This is a genomic window from Litchfieldia salsa, assembly GCF_900104555.1.
In the GTDB taxonomy this organism is placed as follows: domain Bacteria; phylum Bacillota; class Bacilli; order Bacillales; family Bacillaceae_L; genus Litchfieldia; species Litchfieldia salsa.
This window is the reverse complement of the sequence record NZ_FNJU01000024.1, coordinates 1-22,569: the sequence shown is the minus strand read 5'-3', so window position 1 is coordinate 22,569 and position 22,569 is coordinate 1. Positions and strand designations below refer to the sequence as shown.

Here is a 22,569-nt window from a genome sequence, read left to right as displayed (position 1 = left end):
GAGCAACTGTCGGAAAGTGCTTGCACTTGACAGAAGTTGTGAAGCAGCCGTAGGATGTGGCTTCTGGAGCTAGATTCAGAAATGAATGTCTAAGCGTTATCTAGTTTTGAAGGTTCGAACCTTTATATGTCTAGTGATTTTGGCGAAGAGGTCACACCCGTTCCCATACCGAACACGGAAGTTAAGCTCTTCAGCGCCGATGGTAGTTGGGGGACTCCCCCTGCAAGAGTAGGACATTGCTAGGCAAAAAAAGAAAAAAGATCAGTTCTTTAATAGAACTGATCTTTTTGTTTATATAGCTGTAAGATTGTTTTAGTGTCGGACTTATGAAAGACATTTTTCATCAATAGTCGAAAATAAAGTCCTTCATCGACCTTATGAAAGACATTTTTCATCAATAATCGAAAATAAAGTCCTTCATCGACCTTATGAAAGACATTTTTCATCAATAATCGAAAATAAAGTCCTTCATCGGCCTTATGAAAGACATCTCCGATCAATAATCGAAAATAAAGTCCTTCATCGGCCTTATGAAAGACATTCCCAATCAATAATTCAGAATAAAGTCCTTCATCAATCCTATGAAAACATTCTCCAATCAATAACCCAAAATAAAGTTTTTCATTCCCAACTCTATTAACCTTTTCCTTAACAGTTAACTTACAAAATAAAGTTAGGTGGGACGTATTATGTCCCGGCTATGGTGCCAGGCACCTATCCCAAGGTATTAATCTACGGAGGACTTGATGGGATTTGAACCCATAAGATGCACAAGTGTTTGCATTTAAACTATTGGCTGCTCTAACCATTGAGCTACAAGTCCTATTAAAAGTATGTGAATATTAATATTTAATATACAAGGTTGTAAAAAATATTTTATATAAAACAAAAAGAATCATTATCCCTTTTTTTGGAATATTGATTCTTATGTTTAATGCGATATAGTTGATCTTTTTTAGTTTTAGTGACTCTTGTGCGCAAGTCTGCATACACATATTCGCTTCGACTTTGTTCAGGATTACGTTTACCTTCTCTTACTATTTTTTCACGGGTTCTCTTTGCTCTGGATTTTCCCATAATTTTTTCACTCTCCTAATTACTGATTATGCAATATTATAATCCCTTTTATGACGATTGAAAAGAAGAGTTCTACTTTTGAAAGCGTATTATTTTAAATTCAAGAACTTAGTTGGTATACTTTTAAAAGTAGAACCGTTCATACATTTTCGTTTGGACTCACTTTTTGGATGAGAGCATTTTATTTAATTATAAAGGAGTAGTTGACTATGATTAAAGATTTAAGAAGCACTACAACATTACATAACGGAATAGAGATGCCTAGGTTTGGTTTAGGTGTGTTTCAAGTGAAAGATGGCGAAGAGGTTGTTTCGTCTATTAAAGCTGCTATTGAAGTTGGGTATAGAAGTATAGATACTGCTGCTATTTATGGGAATGAAGAAGGAGTAGGGAGAGCAATTTCTGAGTCGGGTGTGGCTCGGGAAGAGTTATTTATTACAACGAAAGTATGGAACGGTGATCAAGGTTATGACACGACCTTAAAAGCTTTTGAAGAAAGTATGAAAAAGCTTGGGCTTGATTATCTCGATTTGTATCTTATTCATTGGCCAGTTCCGGCTCAAGGAAAGTACTTAGATACATGGAGAGCACTTGAAAAGTTATACAAAGATGGAAAGATTCGTGCAATTGGTGTTAGTAATTTCAAGATTCATCATCTTGAAGATATCATCTCGAATTGTGAGATCAAACCAATGGTCAATCAAGTAGAATACCACCCTCGTCTTATCCAACAGGACCTACATAAGTTTTGTAAAGAAAATGAGATTCAGTTGGAAGCATGGTCACCGTTAATGCAAGGACAGCTTCTTGAAGAGCCTGTATTAGTTGAGATTGCACAAAAATATAAAAAGTCAACAGCGCAGATTATTTTACGTTGGGACTTACAAAATGAAGTTGTTACTATTCCAAAATCAGTAAAACCACATCGTATAGCAGAGAATGCAAATATCTTTGATTTTGAATTAACTGAAGATGATGTTAAGGTTATTAACGGTCTAAATCAAAATAAAAGAATAGGACCAGATCCTGACGAATTCAATAGAATTTCATAATTAAAAAGGAGAATATCTCATAGGTTATAATAACTTCTGAGATGTTCTACTTTTCTTTATACCATTATTTTATTTAGTGATTTTCTTCAACTGCATCTTGTTCCTTTTTCTGTTGGACTTTCTCGATTGCTCGGTATGAAAAAAACATCATCGCATAAGCTAGTACACTTCCAGTGAAAAAGGGAATTAATCCTGGAATGTTCATTATTAGAAAATAGATGGAAATGAAAGATAAAATCATCATAATAGTTGAAAGTGGGTTTAAAACCATCATTAAAAATGCATTCTTAAGGATTTGTCTTATAGTAATATCAAAGTGAACGAAAATAGGGAATACATAAAGTAAAACTAACGCGTATATAAATGTAACTGCTAATAATGGCATGTATAAGATTCCCCATATTCCAATATTGGCAGATTGGAAAAATCTTAGATCGAAAAATAATATACCTCCGATGAGTACTAAAACAAGTCCTAGTAAGTTGCTCTTAATGAATTCTGATTTGTATGATTGCCAAAACGTTTTGAAAATAGGAATATCAGTATCTTTCATGACCCATTTCCTTGTAACAGAAAACATTGCTGCTGTAGCAGGGAAAAGACCGAAAACCACAAGGCCAGCTATAGTAAAAATCATCCAAAGTAAATTTAAATAGGCAAGTCTAGAAATAATCAATGAAATTGTGTAAAAGCCATTCATTAAACCGCCGCTATTTTGCATGGTTAGAATCCTCCGTAACGAATTTGTTATCTCTATTATACATGATAAAAACGAGAGATAAAGGAATTCATTTATTTGCTTATTTGTAATTTAAATTTGTACGTACAAATGTAATACATGCTACAATATATATAATACTATAGTATATGTACATTTTTAAGATGATTATTGAGGTGACTTTATGAAGGAAAGATCTACTCCAAAATATTTACTCTTAAAGCAAGAGATTCTATCATGGATACAGTCAAATAAATTAAGTGTGAATGAAAAGATTCCAACGGAGAATGAGTTAGCTAATCAATTTCAATTAAGTCGCCATACGGTAAGGCAAACATTAGGTGAGCTTGAGAAAGAAGGCTGGTTATATAAAATTCAAGGAAAAGGTTCATTTGTATCAAAGCGAGAAATATTTAAAGGTAATGATCTGAAAATGATAGGCATACTAACGACTTATATTTCTGATTATATTTTTCCTCATATTGTAAGAGGAGCAGAAGAGACACTTAGGTCAAAAGGGTACCGCTTACAATTATCAAGTACGGATAACGATAAGGTGAAAGAAAAAGAAAACCTGGAAATGTTAATTGAGCAACCTCTCACAGGCTTAATTATTGAACCAACAAAAAGCGCACAGGGAAATCCTAATTTAGAATATTACCTTTCACTCCACAATAATAACATTCCTTATTTAATGATTAATGAACGATACCCTGAACTTTCTTGTCCCTGTATAAAAGTGGATGACGAACTTGGCGGATTTATGGCTGCTGAACACTTAATAAACCTAGGACATAAAAGAATAATGGGTTTTTTCAAAACAGATGATATACAAGGTGTAAACCGGTTAAAAGGGTTTATGCGGGCACATCAAAACTATCAAGTTAACTTGATCGCATCAGATGTTGTTTCTTACGTAACAGAAGAAAAAAACAATAAACCAACTAATAAAGCATTAGAAGCATTAAAGGAAAAGGAAGATAGACCAACTGCATTTGTTTGTTATAATGATGAGTTAGCAATTAAGCTCTTAGAAGTATTAAGGCAAGAAGGGTTAACTATTCCGAGTGATCTTTCGATTGTTAGTTTTGATGATTCCTTATTAGCAACTGCAACAGAGGTTAAATTTACTACACTTAGTCATCCGAAAGCTGAAATTGGTAAAAAGGCTGCTGAGATTCTTTTGTCCATGATTGAAAATCCATCAAGTAAACCTAGTGATATCGTGTTTTCACCGGAGCTAATCATTAGGGATTCAACAAAGAAATTATAATTTTGTACGTACAAATAAAAAATACTAGATAATTTGTACGTACAAATGTATAATGAGCGTATAGTTATTTTATAAAGGAGTTGAAGCTATGCTTGAACAATTAAAAAAGGCTGTATTAGAAGCGAATTTGGAATTACCTAAATACAAAATGGTTACGTTTACATGGGGTAATGTGAGTGGGATTGATCGCGAAAGTGGTTTGGTCGTTATTAAACCAAGTGGAGTAGAATATGATGAAATGAAACTTGAGGATATGGTCGTTGTAGATCTAGAGGGAAACCGAGTTGAAGGTGAACTAAAGCCTTCATCTGATACCCCGACACACTTAGCTTTATATAAAGCGTTCCCAACTATTGGAGGTATTGTGCATACTCATTCTCCTTGGGCAACAAGTTGGGCACAAGCTGGAAGAAGCATACCGGCATTAGGAACAACGCATGCAGATTATTTCTATGGCGAAATTCCTTGTACAAGAAAAATGACTGATGAAGAAATACAAGGAGAATACGAATTAGAAACAGGAAATGTGATTATTGAACATTTTCAAAATGTTAATCCACTATTTATGCCAGGTGTTTTAGTTAATGGTCACGCTCCTTTTGCTTGGGGGAAGGATTCACATAATGCGGTTCATAATGCAGTGGTATTAGAAGAGGTGGCAAAAATGGCCTCTGAAACTTATAAATTAAATCCCAATGTCGAGCCAATAAGTCAATCTCTTTTAGATAAACATTTCTTACGTAAACATGGGGCAAATGCATACTACGGTCAAGGGAAATAGGAGATAAAGATGGCAAAGAAATTTGCAATTGGAATTGACTACGGAACATTATCTGGGCGGGCCGTACTCGTAGATCTATCAGATGGAACTGAAGTAACAGATCATGTTACTCCATATGCTCATAGTGTAATTGACGAGTTTTTACCAGTTTCAAATAGAAAGCTAGAACATGATTGGGCATTAGAACATCCTAATGATTACCTTGATGTACTTAAAATATCAGTTCCAGCAGTTATGAAAGAATCGGGTGTAAACCCGGAGGATGTAATCGGTCTAGGAATTGACTTTACTGCCAATACGATGATGCCTATTGATACTAATGGTGAACCTCTATGTTTTGATCCGAATTATATGGATAACCCACATTCATGGGTTAAATTATGGAAGCACCATGCAGCACAGAGTGAGGCTGATCTTATCAATGAAATTGCAACCAAAAGAGATGAAGCCTTTTTGAATAGATATGGAGGGAAAATTTCCTCTGAATGGATGATTCCGAAAGTGTGGCAAATTCTAAATGAAGCACCCGAAATCTATGACTATACAGATCAATTCATAGAGGCAACTGATTGGGTTGTTTCAAAAATGACAGGTAAAATTAGTCGTAACAGCTGTAGTGCTGGTTATAAATCTATTTGGAATAAAAAAGATGGTTATCCTAGTAAAGACTTCTTTAAGGCGCTGGATCCTCGATTAGAAGATTTGACTGATACTAAACTCCGTGGGGAAATCGTTCCATTAGGAACAAAAGCAGGGGAGTTAACGGCAGACATGGCTTCTCAATTGGGTCTGAGGGCTGGAATTGCAATTGCTGTTGGAAATGTGGATGCTCATGCTGCAGTACCTGGGGTAGGTGTTGTAACTCCTGGTAAGTTAGTGATGGCAATGGGAACTTCAATATGTCACATGATTCTTGGAACAGAAGAAAGAGAAGTAGAAGGAATGTGTGGCGTTGTTGAGGACGGCATTATCCCAGGATACCTAGGCTATGAAGCAGGCCAATCAGCTGTAGGCGATATCTTTGCATGGTATATTGACCAAGGTGTGCCAGCTTATACTTATAAACTAGCTGAAATAGCTGGCTTAAATATCCATGAATACCTAGAACTAAAGGCCAGTGAGTATAGACCAGGCGAAACTGGTTTACTAGCCTTAGACTGGTGGAATGGAAATCGTTCAGTACTTGTTGATACAAACTTAACAGGAATGATAGTAGGCTATACATTATTGACTAAACCAGAAGAAATCTATCGGACTTTACTAGAAGCTACAGCATTCGGAACTCGAAAAATTGTAGATGCTTTCCATAATAATGGAATTCCAGTTGAAGAGCTTTATGCTTGTGGTGGGCTTCCACAGAAAAACAAGCTTCTAATGCAAATATATGCTGATGTAATGAATCGAGAGATTAAAATAGCAGCCTCAAAGCAAACACCAGCACTAGGTGCCGCAATGTTTGGAGCAGTTGCGGCAGGAAGTGTGAACGGTGGATATGATTCAATTGTTGATGCTGCTGAGCAAATGGCGAGAGTTCACGAGGAATCATATAAACCAATCAAAGAAAATGTTTTAGTGTATGAGAAGTTATACCAAGAGTATTCCAAACTACATGATTATTTTGGTCGTGGAGAAAACGATGTAATGAAGAACTTAAAGGCAATTAAAGAAACCACATAATTAGAATATAAATGTAAATGTATTATACGGTGCATGGTTAACCTAATTGTGTTCATGGTAGCTAAGAGTTATAGCTGTACACTTAGGTAATAAATAATAAACTGGAGGAAATGAAAATGAAATTATCAAAGAACTATGAATTTTGGTTTGTAACAGGAAGTCAACATTTATATGGACCTGAAACATTAGTAGAAGTAGCTGATCATTCAAAAACAATTACTGAAGGCATTAATAATAGTGAATCAATCTCTTATAAAATTGTCTTTAAGCCTGTCCTAACAACACCAGCTGATATTCGTGCATTATGTATGGAAGCAAACAATGATGAAAACTGTGCAGGAATTATAACTTGGATGCACACTTTCTCACCTGCTAAAATGTGGATTGCTGGACTAACAGCATTGTCAAAGCCACTATTACACTTGCATACGCAATATAATCGTGATATCCCTTGGGATAGCATTGATATGGATTTCATGAACACAAACCAATCAGCACACGGTGACCGTGAGTATGGATTTATTGGGGCGCGTCTAGGAATTTCACGTAAGGTAGTAGTAGGGCATTGGGAAGACCAAGAAGTACTAAGCACAATCGGTACTTGGATGCGTACAGCTGTAGCAGTAAATGAAAGCAAGAACTTAAAAATTGCTCGTTTCGGAGACAATATGAGAGAAGTTGCTGTTACAGAAGGAGATAAAGTTGAAGCACAAATCAAGTTTGGTTGGTCTGTAAATGGATACGGTATTGGAGACCTTGTTCAAAGAATCAATGATGTATCAGAAGAAGAGTTAAACAACTTACTTGAAGAATATGCACAAACTTATGATATTGCACCTGAAGGATTAGAAGAAGGGCCTGTAAGAGACTCTATTAAAGAACAAGCGAAAATTGAATTAGGCTTAAAAGGATTCCTTGAGGAAGGAAACTTTGGTGGTTTCACTACTACATTCGAAGATTTACATGGAATGAAACAACTGCCAGGACTTGCTGTACAACGTTTGATGGCACAAGGGTATGGATTTGGTGGTGAAGGTGACTGGAAGACATCTGCACTTGTTCGTTTAATGAAGATCATGGCAGGTAATGAAGGTACTTCATTTATGGAAGATTACACATACCATTTCGAGCCAGGAAATGAACTAGTTCTAGGTTCACATATGTTAGAAATTTGTCCAACAATTGCTGCGACTCGTCCAAAATTAGAAGTTCATCCACTAGGTATAGGTGGAAAGGAAGATCCTGCACGTATGGTATTTGATGGAGCAGCTGGGCCTGCACTAAATGCATCAATTATTGATATGGGTAATCGCTTCCGTCTAATTGTTAACACAGTTGAAGCTGTAAAGTTAGAGGAGGAGATGCCAAATCTTCCTGTAGCACGTGTACTTTGGAAAGTTGAACCTTCATTAAAAGATGGAGTAGAAGCTTGGATTCATGCAGGTGGTGCACATCACACTGGATTCTCTTTCAAAGTAACAACTGAGCAACTACAAGACTTTGCAGAAATGACTGGTATTGAATGTGTTGTTATCGATAAAGACACAAAAGTTCAGCAGTTCCGCAAAGAATTACAATGGAATGACTTCTATTGGCAGAATAAAAGATAATAATTTATAAAAATCTATTTACTGAGGGTAGACTATAAAAAGTCTACCCTTTAATATGAGGTTGGTTGTAATAAAGTTTATGCATTTGTGAACATTATTTCGTAAAAATAAGTAAATAAGAGGTGAATGAGGTATTTATTTTAAAAAGAGAATGTAGTATACTGTTTTTATAACATTTGTTCATTTAATAATTTACAAAATTTCATAAGGGAGGAGGAAGGAAATGAATATTGGGGTAGTTCATTTCGGTTCTTATACAACAGGAGTTACTGAAATTATAACTCGACTGATTGAAGCTAATATAGAAAGCTATCGTTTATATGGGATTGACTGGAATCGTCATACTAAGGGAATCGAAGTAAAAGAACTACATAGAGAGTCAATTGCTCAAGCTCAGTTTAACGGTGACGCAATTCTCAGTGCTTTTCCAGAACAATATTGGAATGAAGGATCTAAAAGTCTAATACATGAAAATATTAAATTGGATTACCTTATTTTATTAGGTGGAAGCAAGGAAACAGTTTCAACTTCTTCTATTAAAACGCTGCATGTGCCAGTCTCTATTTTCAATAGCGAAGATCACTCTAGCTATTCTTTGGGATATGATTCAGCCTTAAATACGATCTATTCCTCAATTGAGAAGATACGTGATACGGCTAGCTCATTAATTTATAATAAATTAAGGGTTTTTCCTATTCAGATACCAGGAAACAAGTATACACCACTTGTTCAGGATACAGCACTTGCGATAAATGCTCCATTTGTTAGACAAGATGACGATGAAGCAATTACTATTATAAAAGAGGCTATACAAGAAAAGAATAGTCGTAATGAAAGCTATTTATTTATTATTATGGATCATTCCGTGAATCATCAGAGTTTAGAGCAGAAGATAGCGGTTGAGTTTGATGTGGATTGGAAAGTAATGAGCATTAGTGAGTCACAATGTGTTGGTCCTTTTCCAACTGCAATCGACCGTATTGTTATCGGAAGAATCAGTGATAAGATAATAGAGTTAATCAATACTAGTAGCTTAGATTCTGGCTATATAGGAATCCAAGACTTACAGGTGACTTACTATAAAAATTAAATTCGGAGGTACATTATATGTCAATTAGTGAAGCAGTACAATTAGAGCAGTTAGCTATACATTCGATCAGAACACTATCAATCGATGCAATTGAAAAATCAAATTCAGGACACCCAGGTATGCCAATGGGTGCTGCACCAATGGCTTATACTCTATGGTCAAAGTTTATGAATCATAATCCAAGTAATCCAAACTGGTTCAATCGTGACCGTTTTGTATTATCTGCTGGACATGGTTCAATGCTTTTATATAGTCTATTACATTTATCTGGATATGATTTATCAATCGATGACATTAAGAATTTCCGTCAATGGGGAAGTAAAACTCCAGGACATCCTGAATATGGTCATACTCCAGGAGTTGATGCAACAACTGGACCATTAGGGCAAGGTGTTGCTATGGCTGTTGGTATGGCAATGGCTGAAAGACATTTAGCGACAGTATATAATAAAGAAAACTTTAACGTGGTTGACCATTTCACTTATAGTATTTGTGGTGATGGAGACTTAATGGAAGGTGTTTCTGCAGAGGCAGCTTCATTAGCAGGTCACCTACAATTAGGGAAACTAGTTGTATTATATGATTCAAATGATATTTCTTTAGATGGGGATTTAGATCGTTCATTCTCGGAGTCAGTAGCACAGCGTTTCAAGGCTTATAACTGGCAATATATTCGTGTTGAGGATGGAAATGATGTAAATGAATTAGCAAAGGCAATTGAAGAAGCTAAGAGTGATCTTACTCGCCCAACAATGATTGAAGTAAAAACTACAATTGGATTCGGTTCTCCTAACTTTGCAGGTAAATCTGATGTACATGGTGCACCACTTGGAGCGGAAGAAACAAAATTAACAAAAGCATTTTATAAGTGGGAATTCGAAGAAGATTTCCATGTCCCAGCTGAGGTGTATGCTCACTTTAAACAAGTGATTAAAGATGCTGGTGAACAAAAAGAAGCTGAATGGAATGCACAATTTGCAGCATATAAAGAACAATATCCTGAGCTTTCTAATCAATTGGAGCGTGCAATTGAAGGGAAATTACCTGAAGGATGGGAAGCTAGTCTACCTGTATACGAGGAAGGGAAAAGCTTGGCAACACGTGCTTCATCTGGAGAAGCATTAAATGCAGTTGCTAGCAGTGTTCCACAATTCTTTGGGGGATCAGCAGACTTAGCAGGTTCTAATAAAACCATGATTAAAGGTGGTAATGACTTCACACCAGCTGATTTCAGTGGACGCAACATCTGGTTTGGAGTTCGTGAATTCGCAATGGGTGCAGCACTAAACGGTTTAGCATTGCATGGGGGAGTAAAAGTATTTGGTGGAACATTCTTTGTTTTCTCTGATTACCTACGTCCAGCTATTCGTCTTGCTGCCCTAATGAAGTTGCCGGTAACTTATGTATTTACACATGATAGTATCGCAGTTGGTGAAGATGGACCAACACATGAGCCAATTGAGCAGTTACCAGCATTAAGAACAATGCCTGGATTGTCAGTTATTCGTCCAGCAGATGGAAATGAAACTGCTGCTGCTTGGAGAACTGCAGTTGAATCAACTGATACACCAACAGCTCTTGTATTAACACGTCAAAACCTACCAACACTTCCAGGTACAGACAAAAATGCATATGAGGGCGTTCAAAAGGGTGCTTATGTTGTTTCACCGGCTAATGCGGAACAAGCAGATGGTTTAATTTTAGCAACTGGATCTGAGGTTAGCTTAGCAGTTGAGGCGCAAAAAGTGTTAGCAACTGAGAACATTCAAGTATCAGTTGTAAGTATGCCTTCTTGGGATCGCTTTGAAAAGCAATCAAAAGAGTATAAAGAATCAGTTATTCCAAAATCAGTGAAGAAGCGTTTAGGAATTGAAATGGCTTCATCACTTGGCTGGGAGCGTTACACTGGGGATGAAGGTGATGTTCTAGCTATTAATCAATTTGGTGCATCTGCTCCTGGTGAAAAGATTATGGCTGAATACGGCTTCACAGTTGAAAATGTAGTTTCTCGTGTGAAAGCTTTAATTAACGAAAAATAAATAAAACAATCGAAGTTGATTCAGCAATGATGGTTTACTACAAGGTAAGGAAGAGGTCATTAAACATGACTTCTTCTAGTCCATTACGTAGATGAAGCAAAGCTTGAATCAACTTCTTTTATATCATTTAAAATTTACGTATTAGGTGCTGTTATTTATATGGAAAATGAAAAACTAGCTAAAATTATAGAGGCAGCTAGATTATATTATCAGTTAGACTATAGTCAACAAGACATTGCAAAAAAACTGGATGTATCAAGACCTACTGTCTCTAGACTTCTCAAACAAGCTAAAGATCTTGGAGTAGTAGAGATTAAAATTAATAACCCAGTAGAAACAGGCGAAATACTTGCTGAAAAGCTAAAATCAAAATTCTCACTAAAAGAGGCGTTCATTGCCCCAGTACCTGAGTTTGATAATGATATCGTAAAAAAATACCTTGGAGAAGCGGCTGCAACTTATCTTTATCATGTAATTAAAGAGGGAGATATTGTTGCTACATCATGGGGAACAACGATGTATGAAGTGGCAAAGAACTTAAAACCTAAACTTATTAATGGAGCGCAAATTGTACAACTCAATGGTGGAGTTAGTCATTCGGAAACTAAAACCTATGCTTCAGAAATTATTCATCTTTTCGGTGAGGCCTTTAATACTCCAACCTTTTTGTTACCACTTCCTGCAATAGTTGATCATATTGTTGTTAAACAAGCAATTGAAGCAGATCGTCATATTTACAAAATCCTTGAAAAAGGAAGAGAAGCGAATATTGCAATTTTTAGTGTTGGTATTCCAGGGGTTGATTCAGTGTTATTACAGGCTGAGTATTTTTCGAATAGTGACCGTGGTTTGATCCAATCAAAAGCTGTAGGTGAGATTTGTTCGAGGTTTTTTGATAAAAATGGACAAATCTGTATTGAAGGTGTGAATGGCAGAACCATTGGAATCGAACTCGACGAACTAGCTAAAAAGGATAAATCAATCCTAGTCGCTGGTGGTCCTAAGAAGATAGATGCCATTTATGGTGCATTAAGAGGTAAATATGCCAACATTTTAGTAACTGATGATTTAACTGCTAAGATGTTAATTGAACTTGAGTAACATAGAACATAAACAATCTTAATTTCCAAAGTATTGTTTATGTTCTATGAAATTTGAACAATATGGACTAAATCAAACTGTTCAAATGTAAACGTAATCATCTGTTTTATTATTTAGTTGTTTTTTAATAGATTACTTTAGAGATATATTAAAGTGCCATCCCCTTTTCATTTGGAAATGGCACTACTGGTATACTCTATTTTTTTATATGTAAAGAATTTAAAAGAGATGTTAAGGATTTAATGACAAGGTGAGGTTTATGCTCACTTTCAGCTTCTCGTTCACGATGATTATACCAAGCTGTGTTCCATCCTGCATTTAATGGGCCGATGATATCGTTAACCCACGTATCACCTACATAAAGAATCTCACTAGGTGGAAGATTTACTCTTCCTGCAGCAAGTGTGAATAACTCAGGATTTGGTTTTGCAATGCCAACCTCATCTGAAATAAAGATGAGTTCATTTGGAAAATAGGTATGTAGATTAAGTGCTTGTATTTTATTTTTTTGATGCTGAACTGGTCCATTGGTTATAAGGCCTATTTGAATACCATGGTCTTTTATTGTATTAAGTACATGAGATGCATCTGGAAAAAGAGAAATCCGACTCAGGTCATCTTCATATTGAGATTGAAATGAGCTTGCTTGTTCTCGACTTATCGTGTAGGAAAAGTCTCTTAATGCTAAAATGATTCTTTGAATTCTTAGCTCTTCCAAGGTTAACTTATTTTGACTATAATCTTTCCACAGTTCATCACTATAATGGCGCAACTTCTTATATAGAGCTGAAATAGAATGCTTTCGTGAAAAATCGTTGAAACAGTGGTTTACCGAATCAGCAAAAGGTTTTTGATGATCGTGAAGGGTATCATCTAAATCGAAAAATACACATTTTATCTTCATAAAGTCCTCCTTATACAATACTCATATTATATCAGAAGAAGCCTGTTTCTAGTAGGTATACTTAAATTGTTGATAATTCAGACAGTAACAGATTATCCACAAAAATAACTAACATATCCACATGTTTATCCACAATTAGAACGCTTTCACACATGTAACTACTTGGTGGTTTTTGTTGTTATCAACAACTTATCAACATCTTCAAAAGGGAAAGATTACTTACTTTTATTTTCCTGTTATTTACAAAATGTATGATTATTACAGGAATACAATGGTAATACTGTTTCCATGATGTTCAAGTAGGAGGAGTATTATGGAAGACAAACAATCAAATAATGAAGACATTTTAACAAATAGGCAAGGTCACCCGGTAACTGATAATCAAAATGTACGAACTGTAGGAAATCGTGGTCCAACAACACTTGAAAATTATGATTTTCTTGAAAAAATTAGTCATTTTGATCGTGAGAGAATTCCAGAACGTGTTGTACATGCTAGAGGTGCAGGGGCACATGGTTATTTTCAATCATATGGTACATTTGGTGATGATCCTATCTCAAAATATACAAGAGCAAAGGTGTTTACTGACAAAGACAAGCAAACTCCTGTGTTTATTCGATTCTCCACAGTTGTTCATGGTGGGCATTCGCCGGAAACTTTGAGAGATCCACGTGGTTTTGCTGTTAAATTTTATACTGAAGATGGAAACTGGGATTTAGTTGGTAACAATCTAAAAGTATTCTTTATTAGAGATCCGCTTAAATTTCCTGATCTAGTGCATGCATTTAAACCTGATCCAGTAACTAATCTACAAGATGGTGAAAGAATCTTTGATTTTATTTCCCAAACACCAGAAGCGATGCAAATGATTACATTCCTATTCTCGCCATGGGGTATTCCTGCAAATTACCGTAACATGCAAGGTTCAGGTGTACATGCATATAGGTGGGTAAATGAGGAAGGAAAAGCAGTGTTAGTTAAGTATCATTTTGAACCGAAACAGGGAATAAAAAACTTAACACAGCAAGAAGCTGATGAAATACAAGGTAAGAACTTTAATCATGCAACACAGGATCTTTATGAAGCGATTGAACAAGGGGATTATCCAGAATGGGAGTTATTCGTTCAAATTATGAGTGATGATGACCATCCTGAATTAGATTTTGATCCACTTGACCCTACTAAATTATGGTATAAGGATGAATTCCCATGGGTGCCGGTAGGTAAGCTTATACTGAATAAAAATCCTGAGAACTATTTTGCGGAAGTAGAGCAAGTTGCATTTGGCACTGGTGTTCTAGTAGATGGGTTGGACTTTTCTGATGATAAATTACTTCAGGGTAGAACATTTTCGTACTCTGATACTCAAAGATATCGAGTTGGAACTAATTATCTGAAGCTACCGATAAACGCTCCTAAAAAACATGTTGCAACAAATCAACGTGGAGGCCAAATGGAATTTGAGGTCGATAAAGGGGAGAAACAAAATCCTCATGTTAATTATGAGCCATCCATTATTGGAGGATTGAAAGAAGCAAAACAATCTGGTAAGGACCATACTCCTTATGTAGAAGGAGAAGTGAAGAGAGAAAAAATTGACCGTGAAAATAATTTTGGTCAAGCAGGTGAAACCTACCGAAGATTCTCTGATTGGGAACGTAATGAACTAATTCTTAACTTAGTTAATACTCTTAAGCCATGTAGAAAAGAAATTCAAGACCAAATGGTTGAATATTTTACAAAGTGTGACGAGGATTATGGTCGAAGAGTGAAAGAAGGTTTAAGTTCAGAGGAACATAGTCCAATGGAAACCCACCGAGGACCTATTGGTTCTACAGAGACTGAGCAAGCTGTTCAAAATGCTAAGAAAATGGGACATCCATCTGACCCTTACTAATAAACCAAAGAACCTTTACCGTTAATGGTAGATGTTTCAGGCTATTGACAAACGCTCGCATTCTTCGTTGCGAACCCTCGCTTGGTGCTCATTACCCTCATGGTAACTCCGCTCCTCCCTAGGGTTCACGCCTCGACTTCAAGCGTTTTCAATCAGCCTGGGTTTTACAATTATACTTTGTCTACACTCTGAAACCTTTACCAGTAATGGTAGAGGTTTTTTATTGTTGTTATTTGTATATCTTAATGATCAGCTGGTGCAGCTTCAACAGCAATTTGATACGCATCTAAGATTAAATTCTTTTCAGTTGGATCATCAATTCCTACTAGATATTGTTCTGAATCTTCTTCTTCAATGCGCATAAGTACTGTCTCTTCCCCATCCCTAAGTAAAGCATAGGAGTCTTCTTCCATATCAAACAATGCTTCAATATGGTATTCTTTCTCGTTTCCGTTTTCATCTTCGATGGTCACGCTATCTCTAATTTCTTCGTTCTCCACAATCTCACCTCCAACAAGCCTCTACTATAATTTCCCCAACTTGTTGGTCTAATTATTAAGACAAAAATAACCAGCAATTTCACTGGTTTAATATGACTATTATTCAGTCACGATATTGTTTAATTTTTCTAATTCAGTAGGTGTCGAAGCTTCCGTTTCTTGAATTTCGTTACTTAAACCATTAATATCATTTGTAAAATCAACCCAATGAGTTAATCCGAAAATCACATCCATCATTTGCGTAAACCGTGGCATGTGAATCACTCCTTTTTACTTTTAGAATTCCTTTATGAAAGGAAATTATTCTCTTTTACAGGTAAGAAAGGGTAAAAGTTTTCACACTTAAGTTTTGGTGTCACTTGTCACGGATAAACAGGGTATTCGCCTTTCAAATAGTTCTAAGAGTTGCGCCAAAGAAGTTTAAATGGGTATGCTTGTATTATCAAAGTAGCAGGAGTGGTAATATGTTGGAAAAGACGATTGGATTTATAGGTTGTGGAAAGATGGCACAATCGATTATACAGGGATTGGTAAAATCAAAGGTTTTTGAATCGAAAAAAATTTATGCAACTGCAAAATCAAGCAAAACCATTGATCAAGTAAAAGAACAATATAATATAAATGTTAGTTTAAACAATAAAGAAGTTGCAAAAAAGGTTGATTTCCTTGTATTGGCAGTAAAACCTTATCAATATGAAGAAGTAATCAGTGAAATAAAAGCAAGCATATCTGAAGAAACTGTAATTATAACTATTGCTGCAGGTGTTAGTTTGGCGGGTTTGAAAAAGAGTTTTTCAAGGGACGTTAAGTTAATTAGAACGATGCCAAACACACCTTCATTAGTTGGAGCAGGTATGACAGCAATGTGCCATAATGATTTGATTGGAGAGCTTGAGTTAAAGGAAGTGAAGAATTTATTCGAAAGTATTGGAAAAGTAGAGCTTATTGATGAGAAACTAATGGATGCGATTCCGGCTGTAAGTGGTTCATCACCGGCTTATGTTTATATGCTCATAGAGACCTTAGCTGATGGAGCTGTTCGACAAGGATTTACTAGAGATCAAGGAATAAATTTGGCTGCACAAGCTGTGCTAGGTGCTGCTAAAATGGTGTTAGAAACAGGCATTCATCCAGCAGAATTAAAGGATCATGTATGTACACCTGGTGGAGCCACAATTGAGGCAGTAGCCTCTTTAGAAAATGACAAATTTAGAGGTTCCATTCTAAATGCGATGGAGCACTGTACAAAAAAATCAAAGTTACTATCAAAGCAATGATGGGTAGTGGTTGATAAACAAGAAGCAATCAATTATAATCAAAATGTAAAGGTTTTCCGTTAAAAACAACCAAATGTAGTCAAAAACACTCATTTTAATTACCCAATTAAGGAAACAGTAATTCAAATTTAAATGTAATGAAAAAATAGGAATCATATTTTGGTGCTAAAGATTGGATGTGAATGAAATGAAACAGGTCGTAACCATCACGCTTAATCCTGCAATTGATAAGACCGTATCTGTTCGAAAATTTGAAGTAGACCAGTTAAATCGTGTTGAATCCGAAGATGATATACAAATTGATCCTGGTGGCAAGGGAATTAATGTTGCAAAAGTTTTAACTAATTTTCGCGTAGACGTTACAGCCTCTGGATTTATTGGTGGGAAGCAAGGACGCCAATTACTTACAGGGCTTGATGAAAAACAAATAAAACACAGCTTTACTATGGTAAAGGGTGAGACAAGGACTAACTTGAAGATTGTTGATATTGAGAGCAATTCTTTAACTGAATTAAATGAACCTGGTTTCACTGTAAGTGAAGAAGAGGTTGATCAGCTCTTTGAACATTTAACAATACTTCTTCCAACAACATCAATATTGGTGCTTGGTGGAAGTTATCCAAAAGGTGTGGATAAGGATATATACAAAAGAATTATTGAATTCGCGAATAAGCAGGGTGTTAAGGTGATTTTGGATGCTGACGGAGATGCCTTCAAGGAAGGAATAGAGGCAGGTCCATACGCAGTAAAGCCAAACGTATTTGAACTTGAGTTACTTTATAATCAGAAGTTATCTACCATGGATGAAATCGTGGAAGCTGGTAAGAAACTTTTAGGTAAAGGGATTTCAACAGTTGTGATCTCGATGGGTAAGGATGGAGCGGTTGTTCTTAATGATCAATCTGAAGTATATCGAGTTGAAGCGTTGTCCATAGTGCCTGGAAGTACTGTGGGAGCAGGGGATTCAATGGTCGCTGCAATGGTATATTGTACATTAAACGAAATGCCATTACAGTCCTTAGCTAGGTGGGCTACTGCTGCTGGAGGAATGACAGCCTCAAAACCTGGAACTGAAGTTTGTACCTTTGATGAAGTGCAAGAAGCTAAAGATCAAGTAAAAGTATATAAAATATAATTGTAAGTAAGACCACGAACTAGCATAACACATGCTAGTTTTTTTTTATTCGGCCTACGGCTTTTAAAAGCAACAAACTATACGAAAACAGTTTTTTATTTTTACCATTTTATGTAACTTTTTCCTCACTCATATCGTCTAATACAATATAAGAACATATCAATTCTTTCAGTAATATATTTGAAATATTTGTAATAAAATTCCTATAAAACATGAATTGAGTCCTATTATTTTTATGTATGGGGGAGAGAATGCGGTTGAAAAAGAAAATGGTACTCTTATTAGGAATTTCCTTATTTTTGTCTGGTTGTAGTAGTTTAGAAATATTTGAATCAAAAGAGGCGCTACATGTTAGTGTGAACGACGTTAATCATTTGAATAAGCAAATAAAGGTTTCAACAAAAGAGTTCGAACATGAGTTATCATTAATTGACCGCAGAGATCAGACAGTCATTAAATCACTGAAGCCATTTGATTACTCTGATGAAGCAAAGTATATGGAAGAGATGAATGCTTTAGTTAAGGAACTGGCATTAAAGTATGATCAACCAATGCTCCCAGCTAGAATAAGCAATGAAGGAAGTCTAATTAATGGCCAGAAAAGGGTGATACTAGACGAGGTCATTCTATTAGAACAACTCCAAAACGTTTCGGTATTTGACAAAGAAATAGACTTACCAATTACTGAAACTGAACCTAATGTTACGATGGAAACTGCACTAGGACTTGAGGAAGTTATTTTAGGATCTTATAGCACAAGATTCAATCCATCTGTAAAAGGAAGAACAACAAATATCGCCTTATCAGCGAGAGAGATTGATCAGATTGTTCTCGGACCTGGTGATCGTTTTTATTTTAATTTAATTGTCGGAGATTCAACTCCAGATAAAGGATACCAGTTAGCAACGGTAATAGAGAATAAACAATTTGTAACCGGGTACGGTGGTGGAATATGTCAAACATCAAGTACTCTATATAATGCAGTTGAAAAAGCGGGTCTAGAAATTATAGAACTTCATCACCATTCAAAAGATGTAGGATATGTTCCAAAAGGAAAAGATGCAACGATTGCATATGGATTTAAGGATTTTAAGTTTGTGAACAATAAAGATTATCCTATTGCGATTAATACAGTGATGGATGAAAGAGCAGGTACCTTAGAAGTCCAAATTACCTCGGCAGGTCGATTTGTAGCAGGTCAATAGGTGAGACGAACAAGATAGAAGGAAATATCCTACAAGTGAACGAGAGCTTGTAGGACATTTTTTTAAACAAACGTTTGTTTAAATGTATGAAAGGGTTTATTTGTAACCGTGGTTAACAATCTTTCTTTTTAAACAAACGTTTGTTTAGTTCTACTATTGCTAATTAATTAAATAAAATGAACAAAATTCATAAATTTTTTGTTAAAAATGGATATAAATACATATAATCCTAAAGAGGCATAAAAGGAGGCAATGTAATTGCGTTTTTTTGTTTTTAGAATCTCTTTATATTGGATTTCAACTATTCTATTAAGTATTAAAACTTATTTGATTAGTAAGTCTGTTTTTGATTTAGGTATTGATTCGATTACTGCAGAAATGATTCTATGGTTAAGTTCTATTGGTTCTATTATGTTAATTTTAGCCCTTTCATTATTTGTAAATAGAAAATTTTATGTTCTAACACTTCTTACTATTTATTTATTTGTATCTGTTATCTTATATGTAAATGTTTTATATTACCGGTTCTTCAATGATTTTATTACAATTCCAGTATTATTTCAGACAAAGCATTTAACAAATCTTGGCGGGAGCCTATTTGATTTGTTTAATTTAATAGATCTCTTATTTTTATTGGACTTATTGTTTTTATTTGTTATCTCAAAAAGATTAAATTTAAGAAGTCATACCATCACACAAAAAAAACTTGGAATTATATTAATTGGTGTCACCTTGCTTCTTGTTAATATAGGATTAGCTCATAAAGAGAGACCAGAATTATTAACAAGGTCTTTTGACCGAAAGTTGTTAGTGAAGAATATTGGTCTTTATGCATATCATCTATATGATTTTTATCTTTACACGAACACCAAAACAAAAATCGTCCTAGCTGATAATGATCAACTAACTGAAATTATCAACCATGTAAAAGCTAATGATGAAAATTCCAACCCTGAGTACTTTGGAGCAGCTAAAGGAAAAAATATTATTATGATTGCTTTAGAGTCTACACAAAGCTTTATTATCAATAATGAAATAGATGGTGAAGAGATTACTCCATTTCTTAATGATTTAATACAATCAAGAGGAACCTATTATTTTTCTAATTTCTATCATCAAACTGGACAAGGTAAAACGTCTGATGCAGAATTTATCATTGAAAATTCAATGTATGGTTTGCCTAGAGGTGCTGTCTTTTTTTCGAATCCCGAAAATCAATATCATTCATTAGCAAGTGTCTTAAAGTCAGAAGGGCACTATTATTCAGCGGTGTTTCATGCAAATAATAAGAGTTTTTGGAATCGAAATATTATGTATAATGCGTTAGGATATGATCGCTTTTTTTCAGAAGAGGATTATGAAATTAAGAAAGAAGATTCTGTTGGATGGGGTCTAAAGGATAAAGCTTTTTTCTCGCAAACGATCCCATATTTGAAAGAACTTAAAAAACCATATTATGCGAAGTTACTAACATTAACAAATCATTTCCCTTTCGCATTAGAAAAAGCTGATGAAATTATTCCGGAATGGACATCTAAGGACGGAACAGTAAATCGATACTTTACAACTGTAAGATATCAAGATGAAGCATTAAAGCAATTCTTTGATGAGATGAAACGGGAAGGGATTTATGAAAACTCAATATTTATTTTATATGGGGATCATTATGGGATATCAGAAAATCATAATAAAGCAATGGCCCAATTTCTAGACAAAGAAATTACTCCCTATGAGACGATTCAACTTCAAAGAGTTCCATTTATTATTCATTTTCCAGGACGCTCTGAAACAAGAGAAATCACTTCGGCTGTTGGTCAGGTTGACGTGAAACCTACAGTTCTTAATTTAATGGGAATCAATCAGGAACAAGCAATTCAATTTGGAACCGACTTATTTTCAACGGATAAGAGGGAATTTGTTATCTTAAGGGATGGTAGTTTCATTACAGACCGATATATTATGACAGGTAACAAATGTTATATGCGTGATACAGGAATGAAAACGAGTAAAGAATCATGTGAACCCTATATCCAGTTAGCAAAAGAGGAACTTAATTATTCTGATCAGATTATTTACGGAGATTTACTCCGATTCCTTCCATAAAAACTAAGAAAAGGCACACTATTCAGCGTGCCTTCTGCCCTTCATATTACCATCCTACATATGCTGAACCAACAATAATTAGTAGAATGAAAAGTACAACAATTAACGCGAAGTTGCTGCCATATCCACCACCTGCTGCATAACTCATATAAACACCTCCTTTAACAAGAAGATACTATAATGTATGCAGATTAAAGATAGTTGTAATGGACAAAGGTGGATAAAATGGAAAAATAGGGGTAAGTCTAATGAAAGATATGGTAAAATAAATCCATATCATTAAACTTGAGGGAGACGTCTATGAAAAAAAGTTCAATTATTGCCCTTCTTTTTATTATCGGTGGGGGAGTCATGATAGGATTTTCAGGATGGCAAATTTATAGCACAAAGGCGGAAACTGCTAAAACCTTGAATGAGGCAAAGCAATTAATCCAAACAGGACGTGAAAGTATTACTGTTGAAAATAAAGAGCAGCCTGAATTTGGAGATACAATTGGGATTCTGTCGATTCCAGAATTAAAAGCTGAATTACCGATTGTTGAAGGTACAGACCCTGATGATTTAGAAAAAGGTGTAGGTCACTATCGAGGCTCTTATTTACCTGATGAAAATGGACAAATTGTTTTATCAGGCCATAGAGATACGGTTTTCAGGGATATGGGAAAACTAAAGATAGGTGATTATTTAACCATTCAATTACCAAGCGGAGATTACACATACCAAATAACAAGTACGAAAATTGTTAGTGCTGACGATACAAGCATCATTACGCTTCAAAACGAAGAAGAAGAATTGATTCTCACAACATGTTATCCATTTAGCTATATCGGTGATGCTCCAGATCGGTATATTATGTATGCTAAAAGAATCTAAAAAACAAGGCCATTGCGCCTTGTTTTTTTTTTGAAAGTAAGAAGAATAAACACTTCGAACTTAGTTTTAGTGTCTAGCTACAGCGCCTAGTCCCTCGGGGTCATAAGTCAAATCACTACGGAAAACAAGATTTCCGTAGTGCTTTGCCTTATGCCTGTCGGGACTGAGCAAGGCGCTTGCGCTTTTCCTTATTGTCTAGCTTCAGCGCCTAGCCCCTCGGGGTCATAAGTCAAATCACTACGGAAAACAAGATTTCC

19 protein-coding genes, 1 tRNA gene and 1 rRNA gene are annotated in these 22,569 nt (G+C 35.4%); 15 read left to right on the top strand and 6 right to left on the bottom strand.

Annotation, left to right across the window (positions count from 1 at the left end; genetic code table 11):
* The first annotated feature begins 129 nt into the window (after positions 1-129).
* Positions 130-245: ribosomal RNA gene (rrf, locus tag BLQ56_RS22715) — 5S ribosomal RNA — on the top strand.
* Positions 246-738: 493 nt separating this feature from the next.
* Here the strand turns inward: rrf and BLQ56_RS22705 are convergent.
* Positions 739-823, bottom strand: a tRNA-OTHER gene (locus tag BLQ56_RS22705).
* Positions 824-1,286: 463 nt separating this feature from the next.
* On the opposite strand from BLQ56_RS22705, the gene BLQ56_RS22695 reads away from it, so the two are divergent.
* Entirely contained in the window at positions 1,287-2,129 is an 843-nt protein-coding gene (locus BLQ56_RS22695) for an aldo/keto reductase (protein WP_090859869.1), read from the top strand.
* 73 nt (positions 2,130-2,202) lie between these two features.
* Here BLQ56_RS22695 and BLQ56_RS22690 read toward each other — a convergent pair whose 3' ends face one another.
* Positions 2,203-2,850: a YesL family protein gene (locus BLQ56_RS22690; protein WP_090859867.1), complete on the bottom strand. Its 648-nt coding sequence runs from the start codon at positions 2,848-2,850 to the stop codon at positions 2,203-2,205.
* Positions 2,851-3,031: 181 nt separating this feature from the next.
* Here BLQ56_RS22690 and BLQ56_RS22685 point away from each other — a divergent pair, with 181 nt between their 5' ends.
* The 7 genes from BLQ56_RS22685 (at position 3,032) to BLQ56_RS22655 (ending at position 12,418) form a co-directional block, all read left to right on the top strand.
* Entirely contained in the window at positions 3,032-4,120 is a 1,089-nt protein-coding gene (locus BLQ56_RS22685) for a GntR family transcriptional regulator (protein ID WP_090859865.1), read from the top strand.
* An 88-nt stretch (positions 4,121-4,208) separates the two neighbouring features.
* Complete coding sequence (araD, locus tag BLQ56_RS22680; protein ID WP_090859863.1) at positions 4,209-4,901, top strand: L-ribulose-5-phosphate 4-epimerase; 693 nt, start codon at positions 4,209-4,211, stop codon at positions 4,899-4,901.
* Positions 4,902-4,910: 9 nt separating this feature from the next.
* Positions 4,911-6,578, top strand: a complete 1,668-nt coding sequence (locus tag BLQ56_RS22675; protein WP_090859861.1) for a ribulokinase — start codon at positions 4,911-4,913, stop codon at positions 6,576-6,578.
* Between the two features lie 116 nt (positions 6,579-6,694).
* Positions 6,695-8,188, top strand: a complete 1,494-nt coding sequence (araA, locus tag BLQ56_RS22670) for an L-arabinose isomerase (protein ID WP_090859859.1) — start codon at positions 6,695-6,697, stop codon at positions 8,186-8,188.
* A 223-nt stretch (positions 8,189-8,411) separates the two neighbouring features.
* Complete coding sequence (locus BLQ56_RS22665; protein WP_090859857.1) at positions 8,412-9,278, top strand: 6-phosphofructokinase; 867 nt, start codon at positions 8,412-8,414, stop codon at positions 9,276-9,278.
* Positions 9,279-9,295: 17 nt separating this feature from the next.
* Entirely contained in the window at positions 9,296-11,317 is a 2,022-nt protein-coding gene (gene tkt / locus BLQ56_RS22660; protein ID WP_090859855.1) for a transketolase, read from the top strand.
* Positions 11,318-11,476: 159 nt separating this feature from the next.
* Entirely contained in the window at positions 11,477-12,418 is a 942-nt protein-coding gene (locus tag BLQ56_RS22655; protein ID WP_090859854.1) for a sugar-binding transcriptional regulator, read from the top strand.
* 196 nt (positions 12,419-12,614) lie between these two features.
* Here the strand turns inward: BLQ56_RS22655 and BLQ56_RS22650 are convergent, their stop codons facing one another.
* Positions 12,615-13,322, bottom strand: a complete 708-nt coding sequence (locus BLQ56_RS22650; protein WP_090859852.1) for an HAD family hydrolase — start codon at positions 13,320-13,322, stop codon at positions 12,615-12,617.
* A gap of 313 nt (positions 13,323-13,635) precedes the next feature.
* Here BLQ56_RS22650 and katX point away from each other — a divergent pair, with 313 nt between their 5' ends.
* A complete protein-coding gene (gene katX / locus BLQ56_RS22645) occupies positions 13,636-15,219 on the top strand; it encodes a catalase KatX (RefSeq protein WP_090859850.1) in 1,584 nt (527 codons plus the stop codon).
* A 242-nt stretch (positions 15,220-15,461) separates the two neighbouring features.
* Here the strand turns inward: katX and BLQ56_RS22640 are convergent, their stop codons facing one another.
* Together BLQ56_RS22640 and BLQ56_RS23720 are read right to left on the bottom strand one after the other, a co-directional pair.
* Positions 15,462-15,719: a DUF1292 domain-containing protein gene (locus BLQ56_RS22640; RefSeq protein ID WP_090859848.1), complete on the bottom strand. Its 258-nt coding sequence runs from the start codon at positions 15,717-15,719 to the stop codon at positions 15,462-15,464.
* Positions 15,720-15,818: 99 nt separating this feature from the next.
* Positions 15,819-15,974 (bottom strand): hypothetical protein, encoded by a 156-nt coding sequence (locus BLQ56_RS23720; RefSeq protein WP_175490432.1) that lies wholly within the window; start codon positions 15,972-15,974, stop codon positions 15,819-15,821.
* A 209-nt stretch (positions 15,975-16,183) separates the two neighbouring features.
* Here BLQ56_RS23720 and proC point away from each other — a divergent pair, with 209 nt between their 5' ends.
* From proC to BLQ56_RS22620, 4 genes are all read left to right on the top strand, one after another.
* Positions 16,184-16,996, top strand: coding sequence for a pyrroline-5-carboxylate reductase (gene proC / locus BLQ56_RS22635; protein WP_338011866.1), 813 nt, complete (start codon positions 16,184-16,186; stop codon positions 16,994-16,996).
* 187 nt (positions 16,997-17,183) lie between these two features.
* On the top strand, positions 17,184-18,131 hold the full coding sequence (gene pfkB / locus BLQ56_RS22630) for a 1-phosphofructokinase (protein WP_090859846.1): 948 nt from the start codon (positions 17,184-17,186) through the stop codon (positions 18,129-18,131).
* A 257-nt stretch (positions 18,132-18,388) separates the two neighbouring features.
* Entirely contained in the window at positions 18,389-19,336 is a 948-nt protein-coding gene (locus tag BLQ56_RS22625) for a VanW family protein (RefSeq protein WP_175490431.1), read from the top strand.
* Between the two features lie 258 nt (positions 19,337-19,594).
* Positions 19,595-21,439 (top strand): LTA synthase family protein, encoded by a 1,845-nt coding sequence (locus BLQ56_RS22620; protein ID WP_238457357.1) that lies wholly within the window; start codon positions 19,595-19,597, stop codon positions 21,437-21,439.
* Positions 21,440-21,485: 46 nt separating this feature from the next.
* Here BLQ56_RS22620 and BLQ56_RS22615 read toward each other — a convergent pair whose 3' ends face one another.
* A complete protein-coding gene (locus BLQ56_RS22615; RefSeq protein WP_090859842.1) occupies positions 21,486-21,587 on the bottom strand; it encodes a YjcZ family sporulation protein in 102 nt (33 codons plus the stop codon).
* Between the two features lie 152 nt (positions 21,588-21,739).
* Here BLQ56_RS22615 and BLQ56_RS22610 point away from each other — a divergent pair, with 152 nt between their 5' ends.
* Positions 21,740-22,312, top strand: a complete 573-nt coding sequence (locus BLQ56_RS22610) for a class D sortase (protein WP_090859840.1) — start codon at positions 21,740-21,742, stop codon at positions 22,310-22,312.
* Positions 22,313-22,569 lie beyond the last annotated feature (257 nt).

What these genes read in the sequence shown, in the direction of transcription:
- BLQ56_RS22695 (WP_090859869.1), top strand. Translation starts at nt 1,287, where the DNA reads ATGATTAAAGATTTAAGAAGCACTACAACATTACATAACGGAATAGAG.
- BLQ56_RS22690 (WP_090859867.1), bottom strand. Translation starts at nt 2,850, where the DNA reads ATGCAAAATAGCGGCGGTTTAATGAATGGCTTTTACACAATTTCATTG.
- BLQ56_RS22685 (WP_090859865.1), top strand. Translation starts at nt 3,032, where the DNA reads ATGAAGGAAAGATCTACTCCAAAATATTTACTCTTAAAGCAAGAGATT.
- araD (WP_090859863.1), top strand. Translation starts at nt 4,209, where the DNA reads ATGCTTGAACAATTAAAAAAGGCTGTATTAGAAGCGAATTTGGAATTA.
- BLQ56_RS22675 (WP_090859861.1), top strand. Translation starts at nt 4,911, where the DNA reads ATGGCAAAGAAATTTGCAATTGGAATTGACTACGGAACATTATCTGGG.
- araA (WP_090859859.1), top strand. Translation starts at nt 6,695, where the DNA reads ATGAAATTATCAAAGAACTATGAATTTTGGTTTGTAACAGGAAGTCAA.
- BLQ56_RS22665 (WP_090859857.1), top strand. Translation starts at nt 8,412, where the DNA reads ATGAATATTGGGGTAGTTCATTTCGGTTCTTATACAACAGGAGTTACT.
- tkt (WP_090859855.1), top strand. Translation starts at nt 9,296, where the DNA reads ATGTCAATTAGTGAAGCAGTACAATTAGAGCAGTTAGCTATACATTCG.
- BLQ56_RS22655 (WP_090859854.1), top strand. Translation starts at nt 11,477, where the DNA reads ATGGAAAATGAAAAACTAGCTAAAATTATAGAGGCAGCTAGATTATAT.
- BLQ56_RS22650 (WP_090859852.1), bottom strand. Translation starts at nt 13,322, where the DNA reads ATGAAGATAAAATGTGTATTTTTCGATTTAGATGATACCCTTCACGAT.
- katX (WP_090859850.1), top strand. Translation starts at nt 13,636, where the DNA reads ATGGAAGACAAACAATCAAATAATGAAGACATTTTAACAAATAGGCAA.
- BLQ56_RS23720 (WP_175490432.1), bottom strand. Translation starts at nt 15,974, where the DNA reads ATGCCACGGTTTACGCAAATGATGGATGTGATTTTCGGATTAACTCAT.
- proC (WP_338011866.1), top strand. Translation starts at nt 16,184, where the DNA reads ATGTTGGAAAAGACGATTGGATTTATAGGTTGTGGAAAGATGGCACAA.
- pfkB (WP_090859846.1), top strand. Translation starts at nt 17,184, where the DNA reads ATGAAACAGGTCGTAACCATCACGCTTAATCCTGCAATTGATAAGACC.
- BLQ56_RS22615 (WP_090859842.1), bottom strand. Translation starts at nt 21,587, where the DNA reads ATGAGTTATGCAGCAGGTGGTGGATATGGCAGCAACTTCGCGTTAATT.
- BLQ56_RS22610 (WP_090859840.1), top strand. Translation starts at nt 21,740, where the DNA reads ATGAAAAAAAGTTCAATTATTGCCCTTCTTTTTATTATCGGTGGGGGA.